This is a genomic window from Pseudomonas sp. G34, from assembly GCF_031119625.1.
Classification (GTDB): Bacteria; Pseudomonadota; Gammaproteobacteria; order Pseudomonadales; family Pseudomonadaceae; genus Aquipseudomonas.
The window spans coordinates 387,478-407,499 of record NZ_JAVHZV010000009.1 but is presented as its reverse complement, the minus strand read 5'-3'; the positions used below and the strand labels follow the sequence as shown (position 1 = coordinate 407,499).

Annotated in this window: 14 protein-coding genes and 1 pseudogene; 2 read left to right on the top strand and 13 right to left on the bottom strand. The window is 66.4% G+C overall.

The window, feature by feature from the left end; translation table 11 throughout:
- Positions 1–15: 15 nt before the first annotated feature.
- From fabD to QYS36_RS07310, 4 genes are all read right to left on the bottom strand, one after another.
- Complete coding sequence (gene fabD, locus QYS36_RS07325; protein WP_308838847.1) at positions 16–966, bottom strand: ACP S-malonyltransferase; 951 nt, start codon at positions 964–966, stop codon at positions 16–18.
- 99 nt (positions 967–1,065) lie between these two features.
- Complete coding sequence (gene plsX / locus QYS36_RS07320) at positions 1,066–2,082, bottom strand: phosphate acyltransferase PlsX (protein ID WP_308838846.1); 1,017 nt, start codon at positions 2,080–2,082, stop codon at positions 1,066–1,068.
- A 3-nt stretch (positions 2,083–2,085) separates the two neighbouring features.
- Positions 2,086–2,268, bottom strand: a complete 183-nt coding sequence (gene rpmF, locus QYS36_RS07315; RefSeq protein WP_025167420.1) for a 50S ribosomal protein L32 — start codon at positions 2,266–2,268, stop codon at positions 2,086–2,088.
- Positions 2,269–2,280: 12 nt separating this feature from the next.
- The gene (locus tag QYS36_RS07310) at positions 2,281–2,808 is read right to left on the bottom strand and encodes a YceD family protein (RefSeq protein WP_308838845.1); all 528 of its coding nucleotides are present in this window, start codon (positions 2,806–2,808) and stop codon (positions 2,281–2,283) included.
- Positions 2,809–2,919: 111 nt separating this feature from the next.
- On the opposite strand from QYS36_RS07310, the gene QYS36_RS07305 reads away from it, so the two are divergent.
- Positions 2,920–3,498: a nucleoside triphosphate pyrophosphatase gene (locus QYS36_RS07305; RefSeq protein WP_308838844.1), complete on the top strand. Its 579-nt coding sequence runs from the start codon at positions 2,920–2,922 to the stop codon at positions 3,496–3,498.
- Positions 3,499–3,647: 149 nt separating this feature from the next.
- Here the strand turns inward: QYS36_RS07305 and recD are convergent, their stop codons facing one another.
- From recD to QYS36_RS23920, 8 genes and pseudogenes are all read right to left on the bottom strand, one after another.
- Positions 3,648–5,684 carry an exodeoxyribonuclease V subunit alpha gene (recD, locus tag QYS36_RS07300; protein WP_308838843.1) on the bottom strand — a complete coding sequence of 679 codons (2,037 nt, stop codon included), beginning with the start codon at positions 5,682–5,684 and terminating at the stop codon, positions 3,648–3,650.
- Positions 5,681–9,316 (bottom strand): exodeoxyribonuclease V subunit beta, encoded by a 3,636-nt coding sequence (gene recB / locus QYS36_RS07295; RefSeq protein ID WP_308838842.1) that lies wholly within the window; start codon positions 9,314–9,316, stop codon positions 5,681–5,683. Before recB ends, recD begins: the two co-directional genes overlap by 4 nt.
- Positions 9,313–12,765 carry an exodeoxyribonuclease V subunit gamma gene (gene recC / locus QYS36_RS07290; RefSeq protein ID WP_308838841.1) on the bottom strand — a complete coding sequence of 1,151 codons (3,453 nt, stop codon included), beginning with the start codon at positions 12,763–12,765 and terminating at the stop codon, positions 9,313–9,315. Before recC ends, recB begins: the two co-directional genes overlap by 4 nt.
- Before the next feature lie 118 nt (positions 12,766–12,883).
- Positions 12,884–13,660, bottom strand: a complete 777-nt coding sequence (locus QYS36_RS07285) for a hypothetical protein (protein WP_308838840.1) — start codon at positions 13,658–13,660, stop codon at positions 12,884–12,886.
- A gap of 184 nt (positions 13,661–13,844) precedes the next feature.
- Positions 13,845–14,402 (bottom strand): ankyrin repeat domain-containing protein, encoded by a 558-nt coding sequence (locus QYS36_RS07280; RefSeq protein ID WP_308838839.1) that lies wholly within the window; start codon positions 14,400–14,402, stop codon positions 13,845–13,847.
- A gap of 78 nt (positions 14,403–14,480) precedes the next feature.
- The gene (locus QYS36_RS07275) at positions 14,481–16,019 is read right to left on the bottom strand and encodes a catalase (protein ID WP_308838838.1); all 1,539 of its coding nucleotides are present in this window, start codon (positions 16,017–16,019) and stop codon (positions 14,481–14,483) included.
- A gap of 186 nt (positions 16,020–16,205) precedes the next feature.
- Positions 16,206–16,910, bottom strand: coding sequence for a methyl-accepting chemotaxis protein (locus tag QYS36_RS23925; protein ID WP_374990429.1), 705 nt, complete (start codon positions 16,908–16,910; stop codon positions 16,206–16,208).
- Positions 16,911–17,108: 198 nt separating this feature from the next.
- Positions 17,109–17,975: pseudogene (locus tag QYS36_RS23920) on the bottom strand (methyl-accepting chemotaxis protein); the annotation flags it as partial.
- A 494-nt stretch (positions 17,976–18,469) separates the two neighbouring features.
- On the opposite strand from QYS36_RS23920, the gene QYS36_RS07265 reads away from it, so the two are divergent.
- Complete coding sequence (locus QYS36_RS07265) at positions 18,470–19,162, top strand: YetF domain-containing protein (protein ID WP_308838836.1); 693 nt, start codon at positions 18,470–18,472, stop codon at positions 19,160–19,162.
- A 357-nt stretch (positions 19,163–19,519) separates the two neighbouring features.
- Here the strand turns inward: QYS36_RS07265 and QYS36_RS07260 are convergent, their stop codons facing one another.
- Positions 19,520–19,855 (bottom strand): hypothetical protein, encoded by a 336-nt coding sequence (locus tag QYS36_RS07260; protein ID WP_308838835.1) that lies wholly within the window; start codon positions 19,853–19,855, stop codon positions 19,520–19,522.
- Positions 19,856–20,022: the final 167 nt, after the last annotated feature.

The following is a 20,022-nucleotide window of genomic DNA, read 5'->3' as shown; positions in this document are numbered from 1 at the left end:
AGCATTCTCCCTTGTTCAGGACTGTACGTCGGCCAGTGCGGCGCGCGCAGCGGCAAAGCTTTCGGGGGTGTCGAGGTTGTGGGTGTTGACGCCCTTGACACAACGCTTGTTCAAGCCGGAGAGCACCTTGCCCGGGCCGCACTCGACCAGATCGGTAACGCCCTGCTCACCGAGGCGAACGATGGACTCGACCCAACGCACCGGGCTGTACAGCTGAGCCAGCAGGTCGCGCTTGAGGGTATCCAGGTCGGCCACCACGGCCGCGCTGACGTTCTGCACCAGGGGGATCTGCGGTGCCTGCCAGGCGATGGCGTTGACGGCATCGGCAAAGCGCTCGGCCGCCGGGCGCATCAGCTCGCAGTGCGACGGCACGCTGACCGGCAGCGGCAGTGCACGCTTGGCGCCACGGGCCTTGCAGGCCTCGACGGCACGCGCCACGGCAGCCGCGGAGCCGGCGATGACCACCTGCCCCGGGGCGTTGTAGTTCACCGCACTGACCACATCACCCTGGGCCGCTTCGGCGCAGGCAGCCTGCACCTCGGCATCTTCCAGGCCGATGATCGCCGCCATGCCGCCCTGCCCGGCCGGTACCGCCTGCTGCATCAGCTGGCCACGCAGCTCGACCAGCTTGACCGCCTCGGCAAAGCCGACCGCACCGGCGGCGACCAGCGCGCTGTATTCACCCAGGCTGTGCCCGGCAACGAACGCCGGACGCGCGCCACCTTCGGCCAGCCACAGACGCCACAGGGCGACGGAAGCGGCGAGGATCGCGGGCTGGGTCTTGTCGGTCTGGTTGAGCTGCTCTTCCGGGCCCTGCTGGGTCAGCGCCCACAGGTCATAACCCAGGGCGCTCGACGCTTCGCCGAAGGTATCGAGGACCAGCGCGTGCTCGGCGCCGTGTCCGGCCAACATGGTCAGCGCTTGCGAGCCCTGACCGGGAAAGACGAATGCGAGGGATGCAGACATGGAACGGTTCCCTTAGTGATCTTCTCGTCGAAAAAGTTACGCCCACCCGTGGCGAGCGCTGGAAATCTGACACCTTGGATGGCGGACCATCCCGAGCGGTCACATATTACGGATCAAGTGCTCGATTCGACCACCCAGTCGCGTCGGTAAATTTTCCTGCACATCGGTCATCGCTCGGCGAATGGCGCTCTTTATACCATCCGGCCCGGCACTGCCGTGGCTCTTCACCACGATGCCCTGCAAGCCGAGAAAACTCGCGCCATTGTGCCGCGCCGGCGCCAGCTCGCCGCGCAGACGACGCAGCAGCGGCAAGGCCAGAAGCCCGGCGACACGCCCCAGCAGGCTGCTGCGAAACAGCGCCTCGAGCCGTGACACGATCATGGTCACCAGCCCCTCGCTGGACTTGAGCAACGCGTTGCCGACGAAGCCGTCGCACACCAGCACGTCAGCCTCGCCGCCATACAGCCCATCGCCCTCGACGAAGCCGACATAGTTGAGGCCTTCGACCCCCTCGAGCAACGCAGCGGCCTGCTTGACCTGCTGGTTGCCCTTGGTCTCTTCGCTGCCCACGTTCAGCAAACCGACGCGCGGCGCCCTGGTGCCCTGCACCTCGGCCGCCACCGCGCCCATGATCGCGAACTGGCACAGCTGCTCGGCCGTGCAATCGACGTTGGCGCCCAGATCCAGCAGCAGGCATACGCCCTTGCGATTGGGAATGGCAGCGATCATCGCCGGCCGATCGATGCCCGGCAGGGTTTTCAGCACATGCCGCGACAACGCCATCAACGCACCGGTATTGCCCGCGCTCACGCAGGCATGGGCCCGCCCGTCGCGCACCGCCTCGAGCGCCACGCGCATCGAGGAATCGGGCTTGCCGCGCAGGGCCTGGCCAGGGCGCTCGCCCATCTCGACGACTTCACCGGCGTGCTCGACGCGCAGACGTGCGCGATCCACACCGGGGCTAGCAGCGAGCAATTGTTCGATCAGGGGAGCTTGGCCGACGAGGACCAGGTGCAGCGAGGGGAATTCGGCCAGACAGGCGACGCTGGCTGGAACAATGCAGTGGGGACCGAAGTCCCCACCCATTGCATCAATCGCGATGATCGGAGCGGACAAGATTTACTCGTCAGCGCCCTTGTCGATCACTTTGCGACCACGGTAAACGCCTTCCGGCGATACGTGGTGGCGCAGGTGAACTTCACCGGTGCTCTTCTCAACGGACAGAGCGTTACCCTCGAGCGCGTCATGCGAACGACGCATGTCACGGGCGGAACGGGATTTTTTGTTCTGCTGAACAGCCATACTAGTAAACTCCTAAACGTTTGGGTCACGCTTTAACTGTGCCAATACACTGAACGGGTTGGACCGCGTCACCCCGTCCTCACTCGATTCGGGCTCATCAAGGCCCGCCGGCTGCTGGCAATCTTTCGGGTCATGCATCGGCACGATGGGCAAGGCGAGCAACAGCTCATCCTCGACCAAGGCCAACAGATCCAGAGGATCTTCACCCACTTCCAGTACGTCATAGCCTTGCGGCACGGACTGGGTATTCGCGCCTTCCTTCACCACAGCGTAATCACACTCGCTGAGGATCGGTAAGGTGACCTGATCCAGACACCGCTGGCAAACCATCTTGACTTCGACCTCAAGCTGGCTGTGGATGACCACAGCATGGCGCTCGTCACGCTCGAAGCTGAGCTTCACGCGCACGTTGCCGCCATTATCGGCAAGAGGATCGCAGAGCCTCGACAAATCAGCTAACGGCAACTCACCCTGAAGAGTGGCGCCGCGGTCAGCGAGTTTGCGTGGATCAACGTGAGGTGGAATCGGGCCATTTGACATAGGCGCCGCATTCTATGGATGCAACCGGGCGCTGTCAAAGGAAATTCCGCCTGTCCAGGCCCTTTGTCGACGACTAGAATCGGCGGCTCGTTCCGCACGAGGTCAATGCCCATGCTGCCCCTGGTTCTCGCTTCCAGTTCCCCCTACCGCCGCGAGCTGTTGAGCCGCCTGCGCAGGCCCTTCGAGTGGGCCGCGCCGAGCATAGATGAATCTCGCCAGGCCGGCGAGCCGGCCGAACAACTGGTGCGCCGCCTGGCCCGGGAAAAGGCCGCGGCGCTGGCGGGACAATTCGCCGCACACCTGATCATCGGTTCCGACCAGGTGGCAGTGCTCGACGGCCAGGTGCTCGGCAAGCCCCACGACTTCCCACGGGCCCATGCCCAGCTCAGCGCCGCCAGCGGCAAGAGCGTGACCTTTCTCACCGGCCTGGCGCTGCTCGACAGCAGAAGCGGCGCCTGCCAGGTCGATTGCATTCCTTATACCGTGCATTTTCGCACCCTGGATGCCGAGCAGATCACCCGCTATCTGCAGGCCGAAGAGCCCTACGATTGCGCTGGCAGCTTCAAGGCCGAGGGTCTTGGCATCAGCCTGTTCCGCCGCACCGAAGGCAGCGACGTCAACAGCCTGATCGGCCTGCCGCTGATTCGCCTGGTGGAGATGCTCGACAGGGTCGGGGTGAAGGTGCCCTGAGCTCAGAGGGGCTGGTTGATGGGTTGGCACCCATCCAGTTTGACCGACCTTTTATCCTGTGGGAGGGCGCCATGCGCCCGATTCGCGGGCATGGCCCGCTCCCACAGTAGGAGCAGTCCGGATGGGTCGGGCCGCGCAGGTGCAACCCATCAATCAATGTACACATCCCCAACCAACCGCTCCCACAACCCGCTGCGCCGCTCGACTCGCCGGCCAATGGCCGCCTCGAAGATGCCGGCGCGGCTTTCGATCAGGCTGAAGCAATCCCGGGCGCGGGTGATGCCGGTGTACACCAGCTCCTTGGTCAGCACCGGGTTGAGGGTATCCGGCAGTACCAGCGCGCAATGGGCGAACTCCGAGCCCTGGGATTTGTGCACGGTCATGGCGAACACGGTTTCCACCGCGCCCAGGCGGCTGGGCAGGATCGAGCGCAGCTCACCCGAACCGTCATTGCGCGGGAACACCACCCGTAGCGCCAAGCGCACCGGGCCGCCCGCCTCCAGGGCCGGTTCGGGCAGGCGCAGGGCGATGCCGATATCGCCATTCATCAGGCCCAGGCCATAGTCGTTGCGGGTGACCAGCACCGGGCGGCCTTCATACCAGCCGTGCTCCTGTTCCAGCAGCCCGCGTTGCAACAGGGCATGGGCAATGCGCCCGTTGAGCGCCTCGACGCCCCAGGGGCCCTTGCGTACCGCGCACAACAACTGGAAGCGGTCGAATGCCGCCAGCACCGCGGCCGCCCAGGCATTCCAGCGCGCCTCGCCATCCTGCAAATCCGGGCGCTGCTCACGCACAACGCGCAGGTAATCGGCATAGCCCACCGGGCGCCCTTCGCCACCGGGCAAGCCATCGAGCAGCAGGCGCTCGAAGGCACGGTCCTGCTCGCCGGTCAGGCGCAACTGGTGCAAGTCCGCGCCGCCAGCCGCCAGCACCTCACGGGCCTCCAGCGCCGCGCCACGATTCACCGCCAGGGCCAGGCGGCCGATGCCGGAGCCGCCGGCGAAGCGCCGGGAATGGCGGAGCATGACGATATGCTGGGACAACGCCTGCGCGCCCGGCTGCAGCCCGGCCCCTTCGATGCGCTCGCCGGTCTGCTGCGCCAGCCAGGCACGGGTGGCCTCGCTGTAGCCACCGGCTTCGGCATCGCGGCACAGATCCCCGAGCACCGCGCCCGCCTCTACCGAGGCCAGCTGATCCTTGTCGCCGAGCAGGATCAGCCGCGCATGCAGCGGCAGGGCGTCGAGCAGATTGGCCATCATTTCCAGGTCGATCATCGAGGCTTCGTCGACCACCAGCACGTCCAATGGCAGCGGGTTGGCCGCATGGTGACGAAAGTGCCGGCTGTCCGGTCGGCTGCCGAGCAGACGGTGCAGGGTGGTGACGGTATTGGGAATCTGCCCGCGCACCGCCTCGCTGACCGGCAGGCTCGCCACCTGGGCGCCGATGGATTCGGTCAACCGCGCCGCGGCCTTGCCGGTAGGCGCGGCCAGGCTCAGGCGCAGCGGCGCACCGCGATCCAGGGCAGCGGCCTGCAGCAGCGCCAGCAGGCGCACCACGGTGGTGGTCTTGCCGGTGCCGGGGCCGCCGGTGATCAGCGTGAAGCGCCCCCGCGCCGCCAGGGCGCAGGCCAGCTTTTGCCAGTCGGTGAGGCGCACGCCAGCCAGCTGCAGCGGCTCGGGAAACAGCACGGCCAGGCGCTGGGCGAGATCGGCCGGCGCATCCGCCCCCTGCAGGCGCTCGCCGAGATCCTCGGCGACGCTGCGCTCGTAATCCCAGTAACGACGCAGATACAGGCAGCTGCCGCGCAGCACCAGCGGCGCAACTTCATCCTCGGCGTCGTGCAGCAAGGCGCTGCCGGCACAGGCCGCCAACCAGGCATCGACGCTCAGGCCGGCCAGCACCTCGGAAGGCAGCAGGCTGACGCCCTCGGCGTCCTCGCCCTCCGGCGGCAGCGACAACGCCGAATCCGGATCGGCCAGGGTGGTCTGCAGGTCGAGGCACACATGGCCCTGGCCCAGCTGATGGCTGGCCAGCGCCGCTGCCAGCAACAGCAAGGGCGATGCCTGGGGGTCGAGCTCGGCGAAGAAATGCGCCAGGGTACGGTCCAGCTCACGCAGCCAGCCGCGTTCGCTCCAGGCCGCCAGCAGCTCGAACAGCGCGTGGCGATTTTCCAGCATCGGCGTCATGCCAGCTCCTCCACCGGCTCGCCGAGAAACAGCGCATCCAGTCGTTCGATCAGCGCCCGCTCGGGGCGCGCCAGGTACTGCCCGGCGCCGGGTGCACGCAGGAACAGGTACAGCGCGCCGCCCACATGGGTGTCGTAGTCGTAATCAGCCAGGCGCAGGCGCAGGTGGCGATGCAGGGCCAGCACGTAGAGCACGTACTGCAGGTCGTAGCGATGGCTGGCCACGGCGGCGCTCATGGCTTCGACGGTATAGGCCTGCTCGTCGGCGCCCAGCCAGTTGGATTTGTAGTCGACCACGTAGTAGCGGCCCTGGTGCTCGAACACCAGGTCGATAAAGCCCTTGAACATGCCGTTGAGGGTGTCCGGACTGAGCAGCGGCCGCGCCACGCCCGGCATCTCGAAATGCTGCACCAGGGCATCCAGGCGCAGCACGTCGACGCGGCGGGCCTCGAACCAGAATTCCAGCTCCGCCTGGTATTCGCTCAGCTGCGCCAGGCTCACCGACTGGCCATTGCCCAATGCCATGGGCTGCACCAGCAGGCCTTGCAGCCACAGCCACAGCGGCTCGATCCAGATTTGCAGGCCGCGCCGCTGGCAACGTCGCGCCAGGTGCTCACGCAGCACCGCCGGCGCTGCCGCCATGGCCGCGAAGCCCTCGGCGGCGGCGATTTCCAGCAGGCCGTGGAGGAAGGTGCCGGGGTTAGGCCCACGGGGAAAGCGGTGCAGGCCCTGGGCCGAAACAGGAATCTGCTCCAGCGCCAATGCAGGATTCTCATCGTCGCTGGCGATCTGTACGGCCGAGCTGTCCGGCGACACGTCGTCATGGCGATCGATCGTACCGGCCTCGCCCTCTTCCATGCGCAAGGCGCTGTAGGAGGCGATCCACCAGTGCTCGGCAGCGCGGCGCAATGGCGTGCGCCAATGGGGTTCGAACGCCTCGGCATCTTGTGCACGGTATTGCTGATCACCGGCGGCCGGCGCCGGCAACGCCACGCAGCGCGGTGGATCGGCCAGCGGGCTCAGCCACTCGTTCAGTTGCACGCTCTGCGCCAGTGGCTGCCCAGCGCCGAGCAGGTAACCCAGGGCGCTCTGGTGCAGGCGCGAGGTCTTGGCGGTGCCGATCTTCAGGTCGGCGATGCCCAGCCAGCAGGCATGCCGGGCCCGGGTCAGCGCCACGTAGAGCAGGCGCAGGTCTTCGCCGAGGCGCTCCTGCTCGGCCTGGGCCAGGCTTTCTTCATCGGGTTTGAGCAGCAGGCGGCGGCGTTCGCCGTCGTGCACCTGCACCGGTTTCTTGTCGTCCAGCGGGCGGAAGGAACAGATGAAGGGCAGGAACACCAGCGGGTATTCCAGGCCCTTGGATTTGTGGATGGTCACCACCCGTACCAGGGCGTCGTCGCTTTCCAGGCGCAGCACCTGCTCCTCGGCCGCCTGGCCACGCCCGGCCAGCGACTCGCCAAGATGGCGGATCAGCGCCAGCTCGCCGTCCAGCTCGGCAGCGGCCAGCTGCAGCAGCTCGGCCAGGTGCAGCAGGTTGGTCAGCACCCGCTCGCCGTCAGGGCGGCTCATCAGCCGTTGTGGCAGGCCGAAATCCTGCAGCAACTGGCGCAGCATCGGCAGCACGCCCTGGCGCTGCCAGCGCTGGCGGTAATCACGAAACTGCATGACCCGCGCCTCCCAGAAGCGCTCGTCGAGATTCAGTTGTTCCAGCTCGGTAAGGCTCAGGCCCAGGGTGGAGCTGGCCAGCGCCGCACGCAGCGGGCGATCCTGATCGGGCTCGGCGCAGGCGCGCAACCACAGCAGCAGGTCATGGGCCTCCACGGTGGCGAACACCGAGTCCTTGTCGGACAGGTACACGCTGCGCACCCCGCGGGCCGCCAGCTCGCCACGAATCGCCTGGGCTTCCTTGAAATCGCGCACCAGCACGGCGATATCGCTGGGCCGCAGTGCGGTCAGCTCGTCACCCTGCAGAAAGCCGGCGCGTTGCTGCTGGCCAAGCACCAGCAGGCGCACGATCTCGCTTGCCGCGCTGGCGGCCAGGGCCTCCAGATAACGGCCCTTGGCAATCGCCTCCTCGCTGGGCAGGTGCCAGAGATTGAGGGCGGGCTGCGCCTGGCCCTCGACCGTCCAGACCTCCTTGCGGCCCTGGGCACCGACCGGGATGAACGGCAGGTCGTCGCGCAGCAGAAAGGCGCCCTGCCCGTCCTCCCGGGCCTCGGCCAGCCCGAACAAGCCGTTGACCGCCGCCACCATGGGCTCGCTGGAGCGGAAGTTGGTGTCCAGGTTGTAGTGCCGGCCAGCGGTGGCCCGGCGGGCGCGCAGGTAAGTGTGGATGTCCGCGCCGCGAAAGGAATAGATGGCCTGTTTGGGGTCGCCGATCATGAACAGGCCGCAGTCGTCGCGATTCGCCTCGACCTGATAGAGCGTGTCGAAAATGCGGTACTGCAGCGGGTCGGTGTCCTGGAATTCGTCGATCAGCGCCACCGGGAACTGCTGGCGAATCACCTCGGCCAGGCGCGGGCCGCTGTCGCCCTGCAGGGCATCGTCCAGGCGGCTGAGCATGTCGTCGAAGCCCATCTCGGCGCGCTGGCGTTTCTCGCGGTCGAAGCGCTGGCGGATCCAGGCGGCGGCGTGGCGCAGTGCGGCATCGTTCGGTGCAGGCAGCGCATCGAGCTCGGCCTTGAGCCTGGCCATGGCATCGAGTGCCGGATGCGTGGGCGGCGCGCCGACCTTCCAGGCCTCGGCCAGGCCGTCCGGGGTCAGGCGGCTGAAGCCGGTGCCGATATCCAGCACCTCGTCATCGCCCTGGGCCCAGGCGCGCAGCTTGTCGAGCCAGGGTTTGTAGTAGCGCGCCTGCAGCTTGCGGGCATCGACCTGCTTCTCGGCCGCAGCCTGGTCGAGCAGGCCCTGCAGGGCCTCGGCCCAGGCTGCCCAGGGCTCTTTCAGCGCGACCAGGGCGCGCTGGCGATCCTGCAGGGTGAAGTCCAGCAGGTCACCCAGGGCCAGGGCGGCGCCGTCAGCGTGTTCACCCAGCAACGGGCGGATACGCTGGCCGAGCACGTCCGGCTCACCCCAGTTTTCCGCCACCCAGTCGAGGGCCAGGCCCTGCAGCGGGTAGCAATGCTGACGCCAGTAGTCACGCACCACTTCGGCGAGCAGTTCGCTGTGGTCGGTTTCCAGGCTCTGGCTGAACAGGCTGCCGCTGTCGAAGGCGTGCTCGCGCAGCATGCGCTGGCACCAGCCGTGAATGGTCGACACCGCCGCCTCGTCCATCCACTGCGCGGCCAGCTCCAGGCGCCGGGCGCACTCGGGCCATTCGGCGGAGGCGAAGTCGGCCTTGAGGGTGGCCAGCAAGGCATCGCCTTCGGCATCGCCGCGAAACACCGTGGCCGCCTCCACCAGGCGCGCGCGGATGCGATCGCGCAGCTCGCGGGTGGCGGCATCGGTAAAGGTCACAACGAGAATCTGCGGCGGCAGCAACGGCTCGCGGAAGGCCGCCTCGCCACCGTGCCGCAGGATCAGGCGCAGGTACAGCGCCGAGATGGTGTAGGTCTTGCCGGTACCGGCGCTGGCCTCGATCAGGCGGCTGCCGTGCAGCGGAAAGCTGAGCGCCAAGGGACGTGTTGGCTGGCTCATGGCTGATCATCCTGGAGTTCGGCGATCTCGGCGTCGAGCAGCGACTGGTAGAGCACGGCGCCCCAGTGGGCGAACTGGCCGTCGCGCAGCAGCGCGTCGAAATCCGGGTACTGGCGGGCCAGGCTGGCGCTCTGCTGCACTTCGCCCGCGGTGCTGTGGCCATCGCCTTCGTAGACCTTGCGGGCAGCGTCCGCGGCGCGCTCTTCATCCTCGCTCTTGTCGAGCTGGGCGAACCAGGCCGCGACCGTTCTGATCGCCACCGGCAGCGGCGCCTGCATACCGGCGATATAGGCCTCCAGCCATTGGCGCAGCAGCTGTTCACCCGCGGCCTGACGCAACGGCGCGAAGGCCAGGCGCACGTCTTCGGCGACCAGCACGGTGGTCAGCGGATGGCCGCAGGCGGCAGCCGCTACATGGCTGACCCAGGGCCTGAGCAGGCGGTGCCATTTATAGGAGCGATCCTTGCGCTTCAGCCCGCCGGGCTGCAGTTCCAGGCGCGCCAGGGCGTCGCCGTTCGCGTGCAGATCGCCGAGCCAGTCTTCCAGCGCCAGATCGGCATGGGCGAAGCTCAGGCGGATCGGCGACGGCAACCGCTCGGGCCAGCGCGCCAACAGCGCGGCGTAGCCCTGCAGTTGCGCCGGCAAGGGTTCCAGCAATTGCGCGCGCAGGCGCTCACCGAACCCGGCCACCGGCAGCAGGCCACTGCGCTGGATGCGCCGTGCGGCCCGCTGCAGGGCCGCATCGACATCCTGGTTCTCTTGCAGGGCCAGGGCGGCGGCCTGCAGCAACGCCTGTTGAATCTGGTGGCGCTGCAAACCATCCAGGGCGAACGGCTCGGCATCCAGTTCGGCCTGCTCGGCTTCGTCCAGGTGCACCTTGAGGCGCCCGGTGAAGAACTGCTTCACCGGGTCGCGCAGGAAACGTTGCAGGGTTTCCAGGTTCAGCGCGTCATCCGCGACGTAGGCGCCCAGTGGCTGCTCGCTGGCCTGCGCCAGCGGCGCACGGTGGGAGGCGGCCCATTCATGCACATAGCTGAACAGCGGCCCTGCGGCCGAGAAATAACGGCGGCTGAACGGCTGCAGCGGGTGTTCGGTGGTCAGGGCGTGGAGCAGATCGCCGCCATCGGCCAGGCGCCAGGCGCTGGCCAGGTGATCGCGCAGCTGGCCGACCAGCACCGACGGCGGCCGCTCGGTGTTGTCGCGAATGCTGCGCCCTACCCAACTGATGGTCAGGCGCTCGCGCACCGCCAGCAGCGCTTCGAGCAGCAGGTAGCGGTCGTCTTCGCGGCGCGAGCGGTCGCCGGGGCGGTAGTCGCCGCCCATCAGGTCGAAGTCCAGCGGCGCCTGGCTGCGCGGGTAGTCGCCATCGTTCATGCCCAGCAGGCACAGGTGACGAAACGGAATGGCGCGCATCGGCATCAGCGTGCAGACGTTCACCGCGCCGGCCAGGAAGCGCTGGCTGAGGCCGCCCTGATCCAGCCCGCCCAGCCAGGCTTCGCGCACCACGGCCAGCGGCAGGGTTTCTTCCAGGCTGGCCGCCTCACAGAGTTCCAGCCACCCCTCCAGGGCATCCTGGGCCTGGTTACGCAGCACCTCGTCGCGCTCGTCCTGGGGCAGGAAGAAGTCCTCCAGCAGCGCCCGCAGGCGCTCGCCCCAGACTACCGGCAGCAGGCTCTCGGCGAGGCTCTCGCCGTGCAGTTCGAGGGCATCCAGCAGACGGGTCAGCGGGCCGATCAGTGCGGCATCCAGGCCGCCGATTTCGTCGAAGGGCTCGATGCCCGCTCGCGCCCCGGCACCGCCCACGGCGTAGCCGAGCAGCATGCGGCGCAGGCCGAAGCGCCAGCTGTTCTGCTCCAGCCCGGCGCCCAGGCCGAGGCCTTCGCGCTGCTCGGCATCCAGCCCCCAGCGCACACCGGCGCCTTCCAGCCAGCGGCGCAGCAACGGCAACTGCTCATCGGCGATGGCGAAACGCGCGCGCACCGCGGCCACGTCGAGCAGATCGAGAATCTCGCTGACGCTGAAGCGGCTGTCGGGCAGGTGCAGCAGGTGCTCCAGGGCGATCACCAGGGGCTCCTTGCCGCGCAGGCCCTGGTCGGCCAGGGTAAAGGGAATGAAGCGCGGATCGTCGCTGGCGAACTGGCCGAACACCGCGCGGATATGCGCGGCGTAGGTGTTCACGTCCGGCACCATGACGATGACATCACGCGGGCGCAGGGTCGGGTCTGCGCTGAACGCCGCCAGTAGTTGATCGTGCAGCACCTCGACTTCGCGCTGGGCGCTGTGGGCGACATGAAAACGCAGCGAATGATCCCTGGCCGGGTCGATGGCCGGCCAATGGGTGCGGCTTTCTTCCACCGGGCGCAGGTCGAGGATGTCGTTGTGCAACTGGCCCAGCAACGTGTCTTCGCTCATCGCGCTGAACAGGTCGATGCGCTCGAACTGCTCGCGGTAACGCTGCGGCTCGTCGTACTGGTCGAGCAGGTTGATGTAGTCGCGGCCCTGCTTGCCCCACGACGCCAGCAGCGGTTGGCCATGCTGGTGCAACTCCTCGACATCGAACAGCCCAAGCTGGCCGACCTGCCCCGGCTGCCCGCCGGCCTTGCGTTTCTGCCGGCGGTACTCGTGGCGCAGCAGGTCCTTGTCTTCGACGATGTCGCCCCAGTGGTGCTGCGACGGGTTGTGCACGTAGAGCATCACCTGGCTGAAGCGCGCCATGGCCGCCAGGGCTTCGAGCATCTGCGCCGGCAGCGAGGAAATGCCGAATACCGTGACCCGGCGTGGCAGGCCGCGGGGCGGCGCATCCAGTTCCGCCAGCTTGGCGACGAAGCGCGGGTGCACCCCGGCGCGGCTCTGCGACAGATGCTCCTCGCCGACATCGGCCAGCAGTGTGCGCCATAGCAGCGGCTGCCACAGCGCGCTTTCATCCAGCGGCTTCACACCACCACGGGCGTTGCGCAGCTGATCGTGGCCTGCAGCCCAGTCCGCCAGCCAGTCGGCGCGGTACACCTGGTACTGGTCGAAAAGATCGGCCAGGCGTTCGGCCAGTTGGTGGCGCTTGCGCAGGTCGGCGTCGTCGGCCAGAAAGCGCCGCAGCGGCGCGAAACAGGGCTCGTCGAGCAGGCTGGGCAGCAGGCGCATCAGCCGCCAGGTCAGCGGCGCCTTGTCCAGCGGCGACTGCTCGGGAATCGCCGCGCTGCCCAGCACCGTGCGGTAGGCCTGCCAGAGAAAGCGCGCCGGCAGGCTGACGTCGGTGGCCGCGGCGATGCCGCAGCCCTCCTGCTCGGCCAGCGCCAGCTTGAGCCACTGGGCGATGCCGTTGCTCTGCACCAGCAGCACCTCGTTCTCCAGCGGGCGCAGCGGGTACCGACGCATCCATTCCACCGCCAGCGCGCGCAGCTCCTCGAGGCGGTTGCCATGGATGACGATCAGACCGGGGTTAAGCGCCGACATGCAGGGTTCCTGGGTGCAGAATCAGACGGCGAATGATGACAGAGCCTGGCCACGAGGTGTGACGTCGCGCCGGATTTTAGCGCCCACGCGTTACCCTGAAGAACGCCCGCCCTGCCCCTCAGCCGACATCCTTGCGGGTGGTGCGCTCGTTGCTGATCCGCGCGCGGCGAAAATTCCAGCCCAGGAACAGGCGTGAGGCCAGGTTGTCGCGGCTGTGCGGTTCGCCATAGTGCAGCAGCACGGTGGAGCGCAGCGCCTTGGGGTCGCAGGGCTCGTTGGCGTGCAGCGAACGGTAGCCCCAGAAGAAGTAGGCGTTGCCGGGCACGATCTTGATGGTGGCGGGTTTCAGCCAGCCGCGTTTGACCGCGAAGGTGATCAGCTTCTGGGTCAGGGTGTTCTGCATCAGCGCCTTTTCCAGAATGTTGACATACAGGTTGGCGCGGATGTTGCGCAGGTTGGGGAAGAAGATGAAGTCGCCGCAGTAGCGGCCCTCGGTGGGCGTGACCAGCGGGATCAACGCCGTCAGCGCCGCCGCGTCGTAGTGAAAGTAGTACGACTCGCGCTTGCCGGTCAGCCCCTGCAGGCAGCGCAGCGCGGGAAAGATATCCGGCGAGCGCGGCGGCTGGCCGACCCCGCCCTGGTACAGCTGGCGGAACAGATCCTTGACCTGGGGCGAGACGCTCATCTGCTCGAAGATGCTGCCCTTCACGGCGTCCAGCCCCTGCAGGGCGAAATACTCGTGCTCGTGGCGTTCCACTTCGTGATGGACGTGCGCTCGGGCAGCCTGCAGCTGCTCGTCGGTGAGAAATCCTTCGATAACGGCATACCCCTGTTGCTCCATGTCCTGGAGCAGGCTGGGCACTACCTGGGGATCGGCTTTGGCGAAGTCGGGCATCGGTGCGGCGTCCTTAGCTGATGGCGGCAGTCAGGCTAATGGCAACTCAACGCGTGGGGCTTTTTCTAGCCCCCTGCAGTTGATACAGGTTCTCACTTTGTAGCCGTTTGAATGCCGCCTACCCGCTTTAGCGCGCGGTTTCTGACGAATGGGTACTGGCCAGAAGATGGCCAGGGCGCGTCGCTCAGGGCTGTTTGGCCGACCAGCGCGTGCGTATTTCACCGTTATCCAGGCCCTCTACCGAATTGCCGAAAGCGTCCTCGGCGTTCAGATCGGCGCCCTTCTTGGCCAGCTCCTCGAGCATCGCCTGGCGCTGGAACAATGCCGCATACATGGCCGCCGTCTGGCCGCTGTCGTTGCGCTGGTCCGGGCTGCAGTCGGCGTCGAGCAGGCGCCGGGCGATGCGCACTTCGCCCTTGAAGATCGCGCCCATCAGCGCCGTGTTGCCGCGCTGATCCTGGGCGCAGGCGTCCGCCCCGGCGGCCAGCAAACGCTCCACCGCGTCGCGATGGCCGTGGTAGGCCGCCAGGATCAGCGCGGTGTAGCCCTTCTCGTCCGCCGTATCGAGGTCGTAGCCAGCGGCGATGAACTCATCGAGCATCGCCACGTTGCCCTCGCGGGCAGCCTGAAAGTAGTAATCGCGCAATTGCGCCTGGATGCGCTCGGCATCCGGGGCGGGCGTGGCGGCCAGTAACGGGCTGGCGGCGCTCAGCGCCAGGGCGAAACAGAAAGTACGCAACATAGGATCCTCCCGCGCGGCGTTGGCCGCGTCTGGTCGCGACGTGCGGCTCGCTCGGAGCCGCACGCCTGCAATGCAGGCTCAGTCCTGCAGCTTGGCGGCCAGCGCCTTGACCCGCGCCAGGTCGCCACCGGCTACCTTGGCAAGGCCTTCGCCATACTGCGCATCGGCCTTGTAGAAGAACGACAGCATGATGTGCTTGCTCTCGTCTTCGGCCTCGGCCAGGGCGCCGCCCAGGCTGGCGATCAGGTCGCCCTGCATCTTCTTGTCGTAGGAACGGTACAGCTCACCGGCCTGCTTGAAGTTCTGCTCGCGCTGGATCTTCTTCTGCTCGGTGCTGCCGCTCAGTGGCAGGTTGCTGTAGCGCGCATGCTCGCTGGCCGGCCGTGGGTTGATGCGGCTGGGCTCGTAGTTCACCTCGGTGGTGGTGTGGCCGCTGTTCGCCGCGCCATCCTGGTTGCCGTTGTTGACCGGCACCTTGGCCTGGTTGATCGGCAGGAACGCGTGGTTGGCACCCAGGCGATACATCTGCGTGTCGGCATAGGAGAACAGCCGGCCCTGCAGCAGGCGATCCTCGGAGGGCTCGATGCCCGGCACCAGGTTGGACGGCGCCATGGCCACCTGCTCGGTTTCCTGGAACACGTTGTCCGGGTTCTTGTTCAGCACCATCTGGCCGATCTTCTGGTAGGGCACGTCCGGCCAGATCTTGGTGGCGTCCAGCGGGTCGAAGTCGTACTTGGCCAGGTCAGCCGGTTCGAGCACCTGAATGTACAGGTCCCACTTGGGATAGTCGCCGGCGTTGATCGTGGTGATCAGGTCGCGGCTCATGTGGTTGAAGTCCTTGCCCTGGATCTGCTCGGTCTGCTTGGGGTCGTTGTTCTTGACGCCCTGCAGGCTGCGCCACTGGAACTTGACGTAGCGGTACTCGTTCTTGTCGTTGACCAGCTTGTAGGCGTGCACGCTGTTGCCATTCATCTGCCGGTAGTTGGCCGGCGTGCCCTCGTTGGAATACAGCAGGGTCAGGGTGCGGGTGGCTTCCGGTACGTGGCTGAAGAAGTCGAACTGGGTGCGGTTGCTGCCGTAGTTGGTGTTCGGGTCGGGCTTGAAGGCGTGCACCATGTCCGGGAACTTGATGGCATCGCGGATGAAGAAGGTCGGGAAGTTGTTGCCGACCAGGTCCCAGTTGCCCTCGCTGGTGTAGAACTTGGTGGCGAAGCCGCGCGGGTCGCGTAGGGTTTCCGGCGAATGGTTGCCGTGCACCACGCTGGAGAAACGCACGAACACCGGGGTGGTGGTGCCCTTGCTGAACACCTTGGCGCGGGTCAGGTCGGAGATGTCCGCCGTGGCGGTGAACTCGCCATGGGCGCCGGTGCCGCGGGCATGCACCACGCGCTCGGGGATGCGCTCGCGGTCGAAACGCTGCAGCTTCTGGATCAGTTGCACGTCCTGCAGCAGGGTCGGGCCGGTGTCGCCGGCGGTCTGCGAATTCTGGTTATCGCCTACCGGTGCGCCGTTGTCGCGGGTCAACGGCGCGGCCTGGGCCGACAGACTGAATAGCGAAGCGGACAAGGCCGCAGTCAGCAAACCAAGGGCGGGCGCCCATGTGGTCGTGGGTTTCATCGGTGAATCCTCGTCGTTTTTATGAGTACTCGCGCGTCATGCGCTCGCACCAAACTACGAGAGGCTCGCCGCTTCGCTAAATTGGAAAAAGCCAAAGCCTTGATAGGCAATGCTTATTACCCGATAGAGCCGGTGCGTGGTAAGCGAAGCGGCGAACGGCCGCCGCTCCCTGCTCCTGATCGGCCGTCACACCCGGAAGTGGCTGACCATCGTCTGCAGCTGACTGCCCAGGCGTGCCAGCTCGACGCTCGACGCAGCGGTTTCTTCGCTGGCCTCGGCGGTCTGCTCGGAGATGTCGCGCACGTTGACCACACTGCGGCTGATCTCCTCGGCCACCGCACCCTGTTGCTCGGCCGCGGCGGCGATCTGCTGGTTCATCGCCTGGATGTTGGATACCCGGCTGGTGATCGCGCCCAGGGCATCACCGGCACGGCGCGCCAGTGCCACGCTGCTGTCGGTCAGCTCGCGGCTGCCCTGCATGATCGCCGCGACCTGCTGGGTGCCCTGCTGCAGGCCGGCGATCAAGCCTTCGATCTCTTCGGTGGACTTCTGCGTGCGTTGCGCCAGGCCGCGCACCTCATCCGCCACCACGGCAAAACCGCGCCCGGCCTCCCCGGCCCGTGCCGCTTCGATGGCCGCGTTGAGGGCCAGCAGGTTGGTCTGCTCGGCCACTGCCTTGATCACGTCCATCACCCCGCCGATCTTCTTGCTTTCATTCTGCAGCCCGCCCATGGCTTCGCTGGAGCGGCTCACCTCGACAGCCAGACGCTCGATCTGGGCGACGGTCTCGGCGACCACACGATCACCCTGACCAGCCTCGCGATCCGCATCGGCGGCGGCCTGGGAGGCCTCGGCGGCGCTGCGCGCGACCTCCTGCACGGTGGCGGACATTTCCTGCATGGCGGTGGCCACCTGGTCGGTCTCCACCTTCTGGCTGTTGACCCCGGCACTGGTCTGCTCGGTTACCGCCGACAGTTGCTCGGCAGCGCTGGCGATCTGGGTAACGCCATCGCGAATGCCGCCGATCAACTCGCGCAAGGTACTGCCCATGCGCTGGATGCCCTGCTGCAGCACGCCCATTTCGTCACGGCGGGTAACCTGCAGTGTCTGGCTGAGGTCACCACCGGCGATGCGCTCCACAGCCTCGAGGGTTTCCTGCAGCGGCCGGGTGATCTGACGGGTGATCAGCCACGCCGAGAGGATGCCCGCCAGCAGCGCGAGCAGCGTGGCGCCGATCATCATCTGGTTGGCCGAAGCAGTGTCCTGGTCACGCAAGGTGGCCTGCATGGCCAGCAGCGCCTCGCTGCCGTTGACGATTTCCCGTGCCTGTTCGGTCATGGCTTCACGCATCTGCACACGCTGCTCGGTGACCGTGCGGTAGGTGTTCAACAGGCTGCGGTAGTCGTTTACCGTGTTCTGCAGCTGCTGGATCTCATCGCGGTACTCGCCGGTGAACACACTGGTCAGTCCATTGAGGCCCTGATCGACTCGCTCGATCTGCTGATTCAGCGCCTGCTCGGTCTGCGCGCTGACATCGGCGGTGTACGTGAGCACGTTATAGCGCAGGGTCTGCACGTCATCCTCGGTGCGCGCGATGGCCTGATAACGGGCAAAGCCGGTTTCGCTGCCCGCAGCCGAGCGGCCCACTTGCTCGCGAACACGGTCGATCAGCTCACTGGCGCGATCGGCCAGTTCGACCATCGAGGTGCGCGTCTGGCGGCTGGTCAGGTAGGCGGCCTGGGTTTTCTCGAATGCCTGCTGGTACTGAGTCATCAGCTCGATCTGCTGATTGATCAGGCGCTGGTTCTCGGGGTTGCGAAAGCGCGGCAGCATGTCTTGCTGGCGCTGGACAAGCGCCTGGATTTGTCGCTGCACCTCCTTGCCTTCCTCGTCGCCACCATTGGCGAGCAGATATTGCAGGCGTGCGACGCGCAGATCGGTGAGGGTATGAGTCATTCCATTGACATCCGCCATGCGCTCGCTGCGCTGCACCACGCTGCCCAGGCTGTTCCAGCCGACAAGCGCCAGGGCCATGGTCAGCAGCAACACCAGGCCAAAGCCCAGGGCCAGTTTGAGGGTGACGCTGATATTGCCAAACCACGTATTCATGGATGCTCCAACTACTCGAAAGGATAATCAGGAAAGTGCCCGGAACTCTGTCGTTCCCGGTGCACCGGATCGAACGGCCAGCCTGTCGTCCCGTGGAGCGCCAGCTACACAGAGATCATCAGAACCGCGCGATATCAAATTGATATCGCATTGACGTAAGCCTGCCCGGCTTGGTTCAAACAATTTGTCGCGCGCGGCACTGGAGCGCTGCTCACGGGCGCCGCGTCGGCGCTTGCCATGAGCCGGCTGGCCAAGCTGCAGCCCCCGCGGTGATTGAGTTCGACCCAATCGGTCACTCGGCGGTCTGAGCCCATATAGGCAGGCTCACGGAGCGAAAAAAAATGAGCGCGTTCGATTGGCAGCGCATGCTGCTGGCTGATATGCCCTTGTTGTTTCTAGGCGAAGTGGCGTTTCGCGCGCTGTTCGCCTTCGTGGTGGTGTTCGTGTTCCTCAAGGTCAGCGGCCGGCGCGGTATCCGCCAGTTGTCGCTGTTCGAGCTGGTGGTGATCCTCACCCTGGGCTCGGCTGCCGGGGACGTGTCGTTCTACGACGACGTGCCATTGCTGCCAGTGGCCATGGTCTTCGTCACCCTGCTGGTGCTGTACCGCGCCACGGTGATGACGATGCGCCGTAGCGAGCGCTTTTCCGACTGGATGGAAGGCAAGCCCGTGACCATCATCAAGGACGGGCTCTACGAACTGAACAGCCTGGACCACCTGAACATCTCCTCCGACGAATTCTTCATGGAACTGCGCCAGCAAGGCGTCGAGCACCTCGGCCAGGTGCGCCTTGGCATTCTGGAAACCGATGGCGACATGAGCCTGTACTTCTTCGCCGCACACGAGGTGAAGCCCGGCCTTTCGGTGCTGCCGGGCGCGCATCGCAGCGAACACCAGCAGGTGCCGGAAGCGGGCACCTATGCCTGCGTGCGCTGCGGCTACACGCAACCGATGAGCAGCGGGCAGCAGGCCTGTTGCCCGCGCTGTGCGCAGCGCAGCTGGTCGCCGGCGCTGAGCCACGAACGGCTGCGTTGAGGGCAGCGCACCCAGCCGCGTGCCCTGCCCGGGCAAAATCACCTGAACGGATCGGCACCGAGAAGCTTCTATCGTTCTATCGCGCCGACAACACGGCGCCCCAACGAAGAAGAGGCCCGCAGCATGACTACATTCCTGATCGGCTCGGCAGTGGTATTCCTGGCGCTGTTGGTGATCGGCCTGTACTTCGGCGTCACCCTGCTCCACGAACTCGAATAACCCGCCGCAAGGCTGGCCCACGGCCTGACAGGTACGCCCTGTCCGCTGCTGCAGCCAGGCGAGCGACGTGAAAAAGCCCGGCCATCCCTGGTCGGGCTTTTCGCTGGGGCACGGATTTCGGGCCAGGGGCCCGTGGGGCTACTGGCCGAACGGCGCTGGCGTACCGCTGCCGGTGCCCTTGCGCTGGCAAACCGCGTGGGGCTGCATCATGCCAAAGCTGGCGATGGTGGCCGCGCCGCCACTGGCGCCGCTGGGTACCGTGCAGTTGTAGTCACCGGAGCTGGTGCGCGCCACGAAGTAGGTTTGCATGGAATCGTTGCGCACATTGCCGATGCTGCTGACCGACTCGCCCAGATTGGTCTCGGCCAGCGACTTGAGCTTGTCTTCCGATGGTTTGATGTTGCTGCAGCCAGCGAGGCCGACGAACAGGACGCCGAGCAGCGCGAAAGTGGTGACCGGGGAATGCAGTTTCATGGTGTGCTTCCTTGGGATTATAGTGATGCTCCACAACGAACGGTCGCCTCGCCGCAATGGCGCAAGGGCTTGAAAACGTTGGAGATACCACCGAACCATAACCCCGCATCGAGGCCCGGTCATTAGCACAGGCGTGCTAATGGCACTCTAATTACCGGTGCTGTTTC

Excerpts from the sequence above, each read along its gene's own strand:
- QYS36_RS07280 (WP_308838839.1), bottom strand. The coding sequence starts at position 14,402 with ATGTTGCGTACTTTCTGTTTCGCCCTGGCGCTGAGCGCCGCCAGCCCG.
- QYS36_RS07305 (WP_308838844.1), top strand. The coding sequence starts at position 2,920 with ATGCTGCCCCTGGTTCTCGCTTCCAGTTCCCCCTACCGCCGCGAGCTG.
- rpmF (WP_025167420.1), bottom strand. The coding sequence starts at position 2,268 with ATGGCTGTTCAGCAGAACAAAAAATCCCGTTCCGCCCGTGACATGCGT.
- fabD (WP_308838847.1), bottom strand. The coding sequence starts at position 966 with ATGTCTGCATCCCTCGCATTCGTCTTTCCCGGTCAGGGCTCGCAAGCG.
- QYS36_RS07285 (WP_308838840.1), bottom strand. The coding sequence starts at position 13,660 with ATGCCCGACTTCGCCAAAGCCGATCCCCAGGTAGTGCCCAGCCTGCTC.
- QYS36_RS23925 (WP_374990429.1), bottom strand. The coding sequence starts at position 16,910 with ATGTCCGCCACCGTGCAGGAGGTCGCGCGCAGCGCCGCCGAGGCCTCC.
- QYS36_RS07260 (WP_308838835.1), bottom strand. The coding sequence starts at position 19,855 with ATGAAACTGCATTCCCCGGTCACCACTTTCGCGCTGCTCGGCGTCCTG.
- recD (WP_308838843.1), bottom strand. The coding sequence starts at position 5,684 with ATGACGCCGATGCTGGAAAATCGCCACGCGCTGTTCGAGCTGCTGGCG.
- QYS36_RS07265 (WP_308838836.1), top strand. The coding sequence starts at position 18,470 with ATGAGCGCGTTCGATTGGCAGCGCATGCTGCTGGCTGATATGCCCTTG.
- QYS36_RS07310 (WP_308838845.1), bottom strand. The coding sequence starts at position 2,808 with ATGTCAAATGGCCCGATTCCACCTCACGTTGATCCACGCAAACTCGCT.
- recC (WP_308838841.1), bottom strand. The coding sequence starts at position 12,765 with ATGTCGGCGCTTAACCCCGGTCTGATCGTCATCCATGGCAACCGCCTC.
- QYS36_RS07275 (WP_308838838.1), bottom strand. The coding sequence starts at position 16,019 with ATGAAACCCACGACCACATGGGCGCCCGCCCTTGGTTTGCTGACTGCG.
- recB (WP_308838842.1), bottom strand. The coding sequence starts at position 9,316 with ATGAGCCAGCCAACACGTCCCTTGGCGCTCAGCTTTCCGCTGCACGGC.